This window comes from Aquabacterium sp. (assembly GCF_014378415.1).
Taxonomy (GTDB): domain Bacteria; phylum Pseudomonadota; class Gammaproteobacteria; order Burkholderiales; family Burkholderiaceae_C; genus Aquabacterium.
The window spans coordinates 44,961-56,702 of sequence record NZ_JACMNS010000088.1 but is presented as its reverse complement, the minus strand read 5'-3'; the positions used below and the strand labels follow the sequence as shown (position 1 = coordinate 56,702).

8 protein-coding genes and 1 pseudogene are annotated in these 11,742 nt (G+C 63.7%); 5 read left to right on the top strand and 4 right to left on the bottom strand.

Going from position 1 to position 11,742, the window contains the following annotated elements; genetic code table 11:
• Window positions 1-154 precede the first annotated feature (154 nt).
• A pseudogene (locus H7225_RS08125) lies at window positions 155-253 on the bottom strand (DUF1272 domain-containing protein); the annotation flags it as partial.
• A 65-nt stretch (window positions 254-318) separates the two neighbouring features.
• Between H7225_RS08125 and H7225_RS08120 the strand changes: the two are divergent.
• Window positions 319-1,653 (top strand): alkaline phosphatase family protein, encoded by a 1,335-nt coding sequence (locus H7225_RS08120; protein ID WP_290660634.1) that lies wholly within the window; start codon window positions 319-321, stop codon window positions 1,651-1,653.
• An 18-nt stretch (window positions 1,654-1,671) separates the two neighbouring features.
• The gene (locus H7225_RS08115) at window positions 1,672-3,675 is read left to right on the top strand and encodes a DNA topoisomerase IV subunit B (RefSeq protein WP_290660632.1); all 2,004 of its coding nucleotides are present in this window, start codon (window positions 1,672-1,674) and stop codon (window positions 3,673-3,675) included.
• A gap of 2 nt (window positions 3,676-3,677) precedes the next feature.
• Here H7225_RS08115 and H7225_RS08110 read toward each other — a convergent pair whose 3' ends face one another.
• Window positions 3,678-3,899: a hypothetical protein gene (locus tag H7225_RS08110; RefSeq protein ID WP_290660630.1), complete on the bottom strand. Its 222-nt coding sequence runs from the start codon at window positions 3,897-3,899 to the stop codon at window positions 3,678-3,680.
• A 148-nt stretch (window positions 3,900-4,047) separates the two neighbouring features.
• Here H7225_RS08110 and parC point away from each other — a divergent pair, with 148 nt between their 5' ends.
• The gene (parC, locus tag H7225_RS08105) at window positions 4,048-6,366 is read left to right on the top strand and encodes a DNA topoisomerase IV subunit A (protein WP_290660628.1); all 2,319 of its coding nucleotides are present in this window, start codon (window positions 4,048-4,050) and stop codon (window positions 6,364-6,366) included.
• A gap of 8 nt (window positions 6,367-6,374) precedes the next feature.
• Here parC and H7225_RS08100 read toward each other — a convergent pair whose 3' ends face one another.
• Together H7225_RS08100 and H7225_RS08095 are read right to left on the bottom strand one after the other, a co-directional pair.
• The gene (locus H7225_RS08100; RefSeq protein WP_290660626.1) at window positions 6,375-7,796 is read right to left on the bottom strand and encodes a bifunctional serine/threonine-protein kinase/universal stress protein; all 1,422 of its coding nucleotides are present in this window, start codon (window positions 7,794-7,796) and stop codon (window positions 6,375-6,377) included.
• Window positions 7,786-8,529: a metallophosphoesterase family protein gene (locus H7225_RS08095; protein ID WP_290660624.1), complete on the bottom strand. Its 744-nt coding sequence runs from the start codon at window positions 8,527-8,529 to the stop codon at window positions 7,786-7,788. The genes H7225_RS08100 and H7225_RS08095 overlap by 11 nt, the downstream gene beginning before the upstream one ends.
• Before the next feature lie 107 nt (window positions 8,530-8,636).
• Between H7225_RS08095 and H7225_RS08090 the strand changes: the two genes are divergently transcribed.
• Window positions 8,637-11,423, top strand: a complete 2,787-nt coding sequence (locus H7225_RS08090; RefSeq protein ID WP_290660622.1) for an ATP-binding protein — start codon at window positions 8,637-8,639, stop codon at window positions 11,421-11,423.
• Between the two features lie 12 nt (window positions 11,424-11,435).
• Window positions 11,436-11,720 carry an H-NS family nucleoid-associated regulatory protein gene (locus tag H7225_RS08085; protein ID WP_290660620.1) on the top strand — a complete coding sequence of 95 codons (285 nt, stop codon included), beginning with the start codon at window positions 11,436-11,438 and terminating at the stop codon, window positions 11,718-11,720.
• The last annotated feature ends 22 nt before the right edge of the window (window positions 11,721-11,742 follow it).

The following is an 11,742-nucleotide window of genomic DNA, read 5'->3' as shown; positions in this document are numbered from 1 at the left end:
GCTTGTCTTCCATGGCGAAGATGACATCGGCCCAGCACACATCGTCTGCGGACACGGTGTGCCGGGCACTGGGGCTGGTGCCACCCGAGCGGGCCAGCAACCGTGGATGCCTGCGCCAGATCTGCGCGGCGGTGGGGCTGCGCCTCTGGTTTCGACTGCAGCCCTGCGGCTTGAACACCCGCTGCGCAGAGGCCGGGCTTTTGACCAAGCTGGATGCCGGGCGCCGAGGCCTGGCGACCAACTCGCCACCGCAGCATGGGCCGTCGAGCGGGTTCACCCCCGCCGCCTCAACCCACCCGTCGGCTAACCTACGCCCTCATGAAGCCCCGCCGCCCCGTCGCCATCACTCGCCGCACCACCCTGCGCCGCCTCCTCGCCACTTTGCTCAGCACCGGTCCCCTGTCCGCACTGGCCACCGCCCTCCGCAACCCCCCCGCCAAAGCCGATCCCGCACCAACGCCCACCGAGCCCCTCCCAGCCTGGCGCCCCGACCACACCGTCTTCGTCATCCTCGAAAACCTCTCCGCCTTCGAGGCCACCGAAGCCCAGCTCAAAAGGGCCGATGCGCCGGTGTTCTCCAAAACCTCGAACTGGCGCTACCTCAACGAGTTGGCCAGCCAGGGCGCCCGCTTCACCAACGCCCATTTCACGCAAACCCCCTATGGCTCGGGCCTGCCCACGCGCCCCAGCCAGCCCAACTACCTCTTCCTGTTCTCAGGCCACCACCAGGGCGTCCTGCCCGCCTGGTTCGAAGACACGCGCTCGCCCTACACCGGCCAGGCCGCCTACGACCGCCAGGGCCGCTTGCTGCCCGCCCCGCGCGATACCCACATCGGCGTCGGCAACGCCAACCTGCCCAGCGTCTGGCTGCCCCTCACATCGCCCAACCTGGGCGCCGCCTTGCTGCAATCCGGCCGCACGTTCGCCAGCTTCAGCGAATCTCTGCCATACCCCAGCTGGAACTGCGGCACCGACAGCAGCCTGACCGCTTGCTCCAGCACCCAGGCCCTGACCGATTTCTACCGCCGCAAGCACAACCCCACCGTCAATTGGACGGACCAGTTGGCGCCCACCAGCCCGCGCGGCCACAAAGGCGACCTGGCCCAACATGTGATGCCCGTCAGCGTCAACCTGGGTTTCATGCCCACGCAAGACCCGGTGCTCAAGCAATCTTTCCGCGGCTTTGACCGCGACGCCAAGGGCAAGCCGCTGCCTTTCGACCAGCTGCCCCACGTGTCCATCGTGGTCCCCAACGAGCAGCACGACGCCCACAGCAACAGCGCCCAGGTGGCCGACGATTGGCTGCGCCAGAACATCGGCGCCTACGCGGCCTGGGCCAAGGCCCACAACAGCCTGCTCATCGTCACGTTTGACGAAGACGGCAGCACCGACACCAGCCGGGGCAATGGCTACATCACCGGCACCGGCCGCATCCCGACCCTGTTTTTCGGCGCAGGCGTGAAGCCGGGCGACTTCGCGGGGCGGGTGGACCACCTCAATGTGCTGGCCACCGTGTTGTGGCTGAACGGCGCCCTGGATCGATTCAAGTCCGATTTCCGGGAATTTCACCAAATTGTCGAAGGCTCGGGCTCGGAGGCCGAGAAAGAGTGGCTCAATCTGCAACCCGTCACCGAAATTTTCCGCGCCCCTTAAGTTCGTAGAATCGCGCCCATGTCATTGAAACCCACGCCTGTCCCCGTTTCCTCCACCAAGCCCAGCGCCAGTTACGGCGAGTCGTCGGTCCGCGTGCTCAAGGGCCTGGAGCCCGTCAAGCCGCGCCCGGGCATGTACACCCGCACCGACACCCCGCTGCACATCATCCAGGAAGTGATCGACAACGCGGCCGACGAGGCCCTGGCCGGTTTTGGCAAGCGCATCGCCGTTACCCTGCACACCGATGGCTCTGCCAGCGTGGAAGACGATGGCCGGGGCATCCCCTTTGGCTTGCACCCTGAAGAGCAGGTGCCCGTGGTCGAGATCGTGTTCACGCGCCTGCACGCCGGTGGCAAGTTCGACAAGGGTTCGGGCGGCGCCTACAGCTTCTCGGGCGGCCTGCACGGCGTGGGTGTGAGCGTGACCAATGCGCTGTCCACGCGCCTGCAAGTCACCGTTTACCGCGACAAGCAGGTGGCCCAACTGGCCTTCAGCGGCGGCGATGTGATTGAGCCCTTGACCGTGCGCCCACTGGCCTCTGGCGAGCGCAAAAACGGCACCACCGCGCGCGCCTGGCCTGATCCCAAATACTTTGAAAGCGCTGACCTGCCGCGCAGCGACTTGATGCACGCCTTGCGCAGCAAAGCCGTGCTGATGCCTGGCGTGACCATCACGCTGACCACCGAAAAAACCGGCGAGACGCTGACCTGGCTCTACAAAGGCGGCCTGCGCGATTACCTGACGCAAGCCCTGCACACCGACCCGATCATTCCGCTGTTTGAAGGCGAGCAGTTCGCCACCGGCGCCGAGACCGAGAACTTCGCCGAAGGCGAGGGCGCCGCCTGGTGCGTGGCCTTCACTGAAGAGGGCGCGTCCATGCGCGAGAGCTACGTCAACCTGATCCCCACGGTGGCCGGTGGCACGCACGAGGCGGGCTTGAAGGATGGCCTGTTCAACGCCATCAAGGGCTTCATCGAGATGCACAGCCTGATGCCCAAAGGCGTCAAGCTCATGCCCGACGACGTGTTCTCACGCGCCAGCTTTGTGTTGTCAGCCAAGGTGCTCGATCCGCAGTTTCAAGGCCAGACCAAAGAGCGCCTGAACAGCCGCGACGCGTTGCGCCTGGTCACCACCTACGTCAAACCATCCTTGGATTTGTGGCTGAACCAGCACGTGGACTACGGCAAGAAGTTGGCCGAGCTGGTCATCAAGCAGGCCCAGGCCCGCCAAAAAGCTGGCCAAAAAGTCGAGAAGCGAAAGGGCTCCGGCGTGGCCGTGCTGCCCGGCAAGCTGACCGATTGCGAAAGCCGCGACCTCAACCTGAATGAAGTGTTTTTGGTGGAAGGCGATTCGGCCGGGGGCAGCGCCAAGATGGGCCGCAACAAAGAGACTCAGGCCATCCTGCCTTTGCGCGGCAAGGTGCTCAACGCCTGGGAGGTCGAGCGCGACCGCCTCTTTGCCAACAACGAAATCCACGACATCTCGGTGGCGATTGGTGTCGATCCACACGGCCCCAACGATTCGCCCGACCTGTCTGGCCTGCGCTATGGCAAGGTCTGCATCCTGTCAGACGCTGACGTGGACGGCTCGCACATCCAGGTGCTGTTGCTGACGCTGTTTTTCAGGCACTTCCCCAAGCTGATCGAAACGGGCCACATCTACATCGCGCGCCCGCCTTTGTTCCGGGTGGATGCCCCCGCGCGAGGCAAGAAGCCCGCCGCCAAGTTGTACGCCTTGGATGATGGCGAACTGACGGCCACCCTTGATAAGTTGCGCAAAGAGGGTTGCCGCGAAGGCACCTGGTCCATCAGCCGTTTCAAGGGCCTGGGCGAGATGAACGCCGAGCAGTTGTGGGACACCACCTTGAACCCCGACACCCGCCGCTTGCTGCCTGTGGCTTATGGCGTGCCCGGTTTCGACCTGACCGAGGTGTCATTCAACAAGCTGATGGGCAAGGGCGAAGCCGCCTCGCGCCGTGAGCTGATGGAGCTGCATGGCGACGAGGTGGACATCGACATCTGACCTCAGACCTTGCTGCTACCTCCGACCAGCAGCAAACCACCCACCACAATGGCGCAGACACCAGCCCACAGGGGAATGTTGACCGTTTCTTTTTCTTTGACGTTCAGCTCTAGCGGACCAAGCTTCACTGCCGACGTGTCTTTGGTGTAGCTGAAGCTGCCCAAGGTGAGGCCCAGGATGCCCGCAGCGATGATGGCGATGGCCAGAATTTTGATGCTGTTCATGTCAGTGCCGCAATGAAGGTGGTGATGTGCTTACTGTGACCTCAAACCTGATGCCAAGCCATCGGCCTTGTCTGCTTTGCTTGTCAGCGTTGTCCGACATGAAAAAATACCGACTGGTTTCGACCACACCAAAATGACCCAGCAAACCATGGACTTTCCCCCGCCGCCGCCTCCGCCCCCTGCGGATGAGAGCGAATCCCTGACCCTGTCGCACTACGCCGAGCGCGCCTACCTGGAATACGCCCTGAGCGTGGTCAAGGGCCGCGCCTTGCCCGATGTGTGCGATGGCCAAAAGCCCGTGCAGCGCCGCATCCTGTACTCGATGGATCGGATGGGCTTGAGCTTTGCGGGCAACACCGGCCCCAAGCCCGTTAAAAGTGCCCGTGTGGTGGGCGACGTGCTGGGCAAGTACCACCCGCACGGCGACAGCGCTGCTTACGACGCCATGGTGCGCATGGCCCAAGACTTTGCGCTGCGCTACCCGCTGATCGACGGCCAGGGCAACTTCGGCAGCCGCGATGGCGACGGCGCTGCGGCCATGCGCTACACCGAGGCGCGCCTGGCGCCCATCACCCGCCTGCTGCTCGATGAAATCGACATGGGCACGGTGGATTTCGTCCCCACCTACGACGGCTCGTTTGAAGAGCCCAAGCGCTTGCCTGCGCGCCTGCCCTTTGTGCTGCTCAATGGCGCCAGCGGCATCGCCGTGGGCTTGGCCACCGAGATCCCCAGCCACAACCTGCGCGAGGTCTCCAATGCGGTCGTGGCGCTGATCCGCAATGACCAGCTGACGGACGAAGAGTTGTTCGGCCACATCCAGGGCCCCGACTTTCCGGGCGGCGGGCAGATCATCTCCAGCCCGCAGGACATCCAGGATGCCTACCGCAGCGGGCGTGGCAGCCTGAAGGTGCGCGCGCGCTGGAAGATCGAGGATCTGGCGCGTGGGCAGTGGCAGCTGGTGGTCACCGAGTTGCCGCACGGCACCAGTTCGCAAAAGGTGCTGGAAGAGATTGAAGAGCTGACCAATCCGAAGGTCAAAACGGGTAAGAAGGCCCTGACGGCCGAGCAGACCCAACTGAAAACCACGGTGCTGTCCGTGCTCGACACCGTGCGCGACGAGTCGAGCAAAGACGCGGCCGTGCGCCTGGTGTTCGAGCCCAAAACCCGCACGGTGGGGCAGCAGGAGCTGATCACCACCTTGCTGGCGCACACCAGCCTGGAAACCTCGTCGTCGATCAACATGACGATGGTGGGCGCCGATGGCCGGCCCACGCAAAAGAGCCTGCGGCAGATGTTGGTGGAGTGGATCGGTTTCCGCATGGAAACCGTCACGCGCCGCACCAACCACCGCCTCGGCAAGGTGCTGGACCGCATCCACATCCTGGAGGGTCGCCAGCTCGTTTTGCTGAACATCGACGAGGTGATCCGCATCATCCGCGAGAGCGACGAGCCCAAGGCGGCGCTGATCGAGCGCTTCAAGCTCAGCGAGCGGCAGGCCGACGACATCCTCGACATCCGCCTGCGCCAACTGGCCCGGCTGGAATCCATCAAGATCGAGCAAGAGCTGGCCGAGCTGCGCACCGAAGAAGCCAAGTTGCGCGACATCCTCGACAACCCCGGCGTGCTCAAGCGCACCGTGATCAAGGAGATCGAGGCCGATACCAAACAGTTTGGTGACGAGCGCCGCACCCTGATCCAGGCCGAGAAGCGCGCCGTGGCCGAGGTCAAGGTCATCGACGAACCTGTGACCGTGGTGGTCAGCCAGAAGGGCTGGGTGCGTGCGCGCACCGGCCATGGCCACGATCCCGCCAGCTTCGCTTTCAAAGCGGGCGACGGCCTGTACGGCACCTTGGAATGCCGCACCGTTGACCCGATGATCGTGATCGGCAGCAATGGCCGCGTCTACAGCCTGCAGGTCAGCGCCTTGCCGGGCGCGCGGGGCGATGGTTCCCCCATCACCAGCATGATCGAGCTCGAATCAGGCACGCAGCCGGTGCATTACCTGGCCGGCGCCGTGGACCAAACCCTGCTGTTGGCCAACACGGGCGGCTTCGGTCTCTTGGCCAAGATGGGCGACCTGATCACGCGCCAGAAGGGCGGCAAGGGCTTCCTGACGCTGGACGATGGTGACCTGGTGTTGCCACCCGTGCTGGTGCAGCCCGCACACACACAGGTGGCCTGCCTGGCCCAAGGCGGGCGCATGCTGGTGTTCGCGCTGGACGAGCTCAAGCTGCAATCCAACGGCGGACGCGGCCTGACCTTGATGGACGTGGACCCGAAGAAGGATCCCCTGATCTCGGTGACCACGGCGCACAACGGCGTCAAGGTGATCGGCTCGGGCCGGGGCGGCAAGGACAAGGAAGAAGACGTGCGCAACTCAGGCTACGCGGCCCACATCGGCAAGCGTGCCCGCAAGGGCAAGGCCGTTGATGGGATGCAAAAGGTGATGAGGGTGTTGCCGATTTAACCGGCCAGTTAAAAAGGCAATACCCGAACCACGGTGACCGAGCATTTCGCCTCGGCCACCACCTGGGCCGACACGCTGCCCAGGTAACGCCGCAAGGCTGAATTGCCGCGCGCACCCATCACGATGTGGTCGACCCGGTTGCGCGTGGCGAACTCAACGATGGCCGCAGCCGTGTCTGGTGCCTCCAGCACATGGAAGGTCAGGCGCTGGTCTTCCATCTTCAAAGATTGCTGCAGAGGCCGCGCCCAATGCTTGATGGCCACCAGTTGCTGCACGTGCAGGCTGTTGCCCGCCTCATCGGTCAGCTTGTCCATGCCGACGCGGTTGGTCTTCATGATGCTGACGCAGGCCAGCCGCGCCTTGGGCTCGATCTGCAGGATGCGGCCCACGGTGGTCAGCAACTTTTGCTGCAATTCCAAAGGGCTGGATTTCAGGCCAATGGCCACCATGATGATCGGGCTGCGGTCGATCTGCGCCGTGGCCGTGATGTCGCCTTTGGGTTCGGCACCCATGGCCTTGAACCAGCGGCCGAAGGTGGTGATGGGCCCGGCCTTGATCAACTTCGCGGCGCGGCCGGTCAAGGCGACTTGATCGGGGTTCTGAAGATCAAACGCCAATTGCGCGGCGGTCTGATAGCGGTTGTCGGGATCGACCTCCAGGCAATGCAGCACGACCTCCTGGAACCAGGCTGGCAGGTCAGGGCGAGAGGCCCGGGGCGGCATGGGCTCGGTGTACAGGCGCTTGCGCAAACCCACCACGGTGGTGGGCTGGCCAAAGGGCCGCTCGCCGGTGGCCAGGTGGTACATCATCACGCCCAGCGCGAACAGGTCACTGCGCGGATCGCTGCGCACAAACTGCACTTGTTCGGGCGACATGTAGGGCCCGGTGCCCATGGGCAAGGTGAACTCTTCTTCCAGCAGATCGGGCAGCTGGTCGTGGCGCGACAGGCCAAAGTCCACCAGCACCGCCTCGCCCGATTCGCGGAACATGATGTTGCTGGGTTTGACGTCCAGGTGCACCACGTGCTGTGAGTGCAGGGCGTGCAAGGCATGCGCCACGCTGGCGCCAAGGCGGGCGATCTCGTCCGCCGGCAAAGGCGCTTGCAGCAAACGCGGCCGCAAGGTGTCGCCTGCGATGCGCTCCATGACGATGTAAGGCTGGCGGGTGAAATCGCCCCGCGCCACGAAGCGCGGCACATGCGGCCCACTCAAGCGCGGCATGATCATCCGCTCAACCTCAAAGCCCACGATGGTGGCCGGATCTTCGCCACCCTTGATGCGCGGCACCTTCATGATCAGCGGCACGTCGGTGGGGCCGTTCAGTGCCGTCACCGACCACAAGTGCGCCATGCCACCCTGGTGCAAGCGCTCATCCAGCCGGAAGCCATCGATGACCTGACCGGCCTCCAACCGGGTCGGTTCAGTGGCCATGCTTCAGCCTTTCGGCATGGTGTGCCGGCAAGCCCGCCGCGATGATGCGCCTGGCCGCTTCTTCGTGGTCATAAGGCACGCGGTGAAAGGTCAAGGTCTCGCTGTCGGTGTCGAACAAGGCATAGCAAGCAGCTGGGTTGCCATCGCGCGGCTGGCCGACCGAGCCCGGGATGGCCAGCCAACGGCGTGCGGGCGACAACTCGATGGGCACGCCCGCCACGGGGCTGAATTCGCCCGATTTGCCGGTGGCGGTGAGGTTGTACAGGCAGGGTTGGTGCATGTGCCCGCAAAACACGAAACGCTGGTCGGTCGAGAACAAGCTGCGGGTGGCTTCAGCCCGGCTGTGGATGTAGCCCCAGTTGACGGGATCGTGTGCATTGGCGTGCGTCAGCAGGCAAGGGCCCAAGGTGGCGGTCAGGGGCAGGCAGGTCAGGAAGACATGCTGATCCTGGCTCAACTGCTGGCGCGTCCAATCCAGCGAGGGCATCACATGGCCGGCCAGGTCGGCGCTGCCATGGCCGTCGATGGCGTCATCGTGGTTGCCACGCACGGCAATGGCGCCTTGCCGAACCTGGTCGCGCACAAAGTCAACGGTCCAGACCGGATCTGCGCCGTAGTCCACGTAGTCGCCCAGCAAGGCCAATTGGTCAATGCCTTGTTCTTGGGCGTGCGCCCACACGGCTTCCGTGGCCTGGCGATTGGCGTGTAAGTCTGACAGCAGCGCGAGCTTCATTGCAAAGTGGGGCCTCCGTTGGACGAGTCTAGACCGGATGCACCTTAAGGGTCTTCCCCAGCCACATTTTCGGCTCCCAAAGCGCGTGATGGAACAGAATGGCAGAGATGAGCTTGAGCCTTTCGAGTCGGGTGTTGCTGCAGGTGGGGTTGCTGATGGCGGCCGCAACTGGCTTGACGACGGCCCTCATCTACCGGGACACCCTGAAAGATGTGCGGGCATTGACGGCCACGAACCTGCAGCAGGTTTTGGCGGCGCGTGCTGAGCTGGAGGCCCAACCTTTTGAGTTCGCGCATGACAACACACTGCGCTTGCGCGATGCCTGGCTGGAACGCTTGCACGCCAAGGGTGATGCCGACCCGCAGGCGGAGTTCAATGCCTGGTTCAGAAGGGACAGTGATGGCGTGACCCGCATCCGCCCTGAGCGCGCTAACTCGGCCTACATCGCTCTGAAAGGCAAGGGCCTTGTCATGCACTCGCCCAGTGCGAACTGGGGGCGGCTGGTGAACAAGGACACCCACGATTTCGACCATCCCCCCTTGCGTGATGCCGCACCGAGTCGCAATCCGAAACGCGTCAGCACCTGGACGGATGTGTACTTTGACGACAAGGCCCGCACCTGGATGGTCTCGGTCGTTGCGCCGATCGATGTGGCTGGCCAGTGGGTTGGCCTGGCGGGCCAGGACGTGTCCATTGATGCCTTGATTGCCCGCACCATTCAGCAGACCACCGAAGGGGTTTACAGCCTGATCTTCAATGACAAGGGCGAGCTCATCGCGCACCCACACTTGATGGACAAGATCAAGGCGTCGAATGGTGAACTCAAACTCAATGTGCTGCAAGACCCGGTGTTGACCGAAATCTACCGCCAGGTAAAGCAGGCGGGCCACACGCCCGTGGTGAGGGACACCAGTGACCATGCCTTGGTGCTGGGCATCGCCCGCATTGCCGGGCCCAACTGGTACTCGGTCACCGTGTACCCGCGCCAGGTGGTGGACCAACTGGCCACCAACGCCGCCCGCAACGTGGTCATGCTGGGCGCCTTGGCGCTGTTGGCCGAGTTGCTGTTGTTGGCGTGGATCGTGCGGCGTCAGATCAGCCGGCCCTTGCGGCACCTGCAAATGGCCACCGATGCCATCGAGGCGGGCGATGCCCCGCGCGTGTTGTCCAAGCGACGTGACGATGAGTTGGGCCGCCTGTCGGAAAGCTTCAACCGCATGGCGCTGGCGGTGCGCGCCCAGGTCAAGTCGCTGAAAGAGAAAGAGTCTTACCTGCGCTTGCTGATCGATACCCTGGCCGAAGGCATGGTGGTGCGCGAGCGCAGCCTCAAGCTGCTCGACTTCAATGATTCAGCCCTGGCGCTTTATGGTGTGAGCCGCGAGCAGGCCACGGCGGTGACGGCCACGGGCGACCCGGTGCGCTACGGCATCCGCCAGTTCAGGCCCGATGGCAGCGAGTACGGGCCCAATGAGTTGCCCTTCCAGCGCATGATGGAAACCCGCCAGCCCGTGCGCGGCGAGTTGATTCGCATCCTGCGCAGCGATGGCACCAGCATCTGGGGCTCGGTGAACGTGTCACCGCTGTTCCGCGAAGGCGAGGGCGAGCCCTACGCGGGGATGACGGTCGTCAACGACGTCACGCGTTACATCCTGGCCGAGCAGGAGTTACGCGCTGCCAATGACGAGCTGGAGCGGCGCGTGCACTTGCGCACCACTGAGCTTGAGCATGCCAAGGACGAAGCCGAGCACGCCAGCCGTGCCAAGACCGAGTTCCTCTCCGGCATGAGCCACGAGTTGCGCACGCCCCTGAACGCCATCCTGGGCTTTGCTCAATTGCTGAGCCTGGCCAGGCCGCCGCTGGGCGATGCTGATCTGCACAAGGTGCGCCAGATCGAAGCGGCTGGTTGGCACCTGCTGGAGCTGATCAACGAGGTGCTGGACCTGGCCAGCATCGAGGCCGGTGCGGTGGGCACCTCGATGGAATCCCTGGACCTGGGCCTGGTGATCAAGGAGACGCTGGAGATGGTGGGCCCGGCGGCCGAAGAGCGCAACGTGGTGCTGCTCGACCGCAGCAGTTCAGCCCAGGCCCAATGGGTGCTGGCCGACCGCAAGCGGCTCAAACAAGTACTGAGCAATCTGCTGTCCAACGGCGTCAAGTACAACCGTTACCAGGGCACGGTGACGGTCACCGTGGAGCCAGGCGCGCCGGGGCAGGTGGTGCTGGTGGTGAGTGACACGGGTCGTGGCCTGACGCCGCAGCAACTGGAGCGCTTGTTCCAGCCCTTCACGCGCTTTGAAGCCGAGGGCGAGATCATCCAGGGCACGGGCATTGGCCTGGTGATCACGCGCCGGCTGGTCGAGCTGATGGGGGGGCAATTGACGGTGGAGTCGTCGCCGGGGCAAGGCTCGATGTTCCGCGTTCAACTTAAAGCGGCCACGCCACCAGCCGGGGTGGCCGAGAAGCTGGCCCTGGTCGATGGCCATTCCCTTGCCTTGCCAGGGGTGATGGCCGAAAGCCGATTGCTGTATGTCGAGGATAATCCGTCCAACGTAGAGCTATTCATCGGTGTGATGGCTTTGCAGGCAGGTTATCGTGTCGAGGTGGCCAACGATGGGCTACAAGGCTTGGCGATGGCCAGGGCCAACCCCCCTGATCTGGCGGTGATCGACATCAATTTGCCGGGCATTGACGGCATTGAGTTGTGCCGGCGCTTGAAGGGCGACCCTGCCACGCGCCACATTCCGCTCATCGCGCTGAGCGCCAACGCCATGCCCAGTGATGTGGCCAAGGCTCAGCGTGCCGGGTTTGATGTTTACCTCACCAAACCCCTGAACGTGATCCAGCTGTTTTCTGAAATTGACCGCATGTTGAATATGCGTGAATCATTACCCTGATTTGAAAAAAACATGTTGACCGCAGAACAAGAAGCAGTACTGCGCTCGATCAGGAAACTCCTCGATTTCTGGCAGATATCGCCCGATGAACTGGGCATCGAAGAGTCCGAAACGATCGTTCGCAAAGCAGCGCCACCGCCGCCTCCGGCAGGGCCCAAATACCAACATCCGCGCACGGGTGACACCTGGAATGGTGAAGGCTCGCAACCGCCCTGGATTCGCGAAGCCCTGACCAAAGAGGGTTACACCGTGGACGAGTTGCGGCTGGTCACGCCCACGCCTGAGCAGGTTTCCTGACGGCGGGAACGTGCATTGCTGG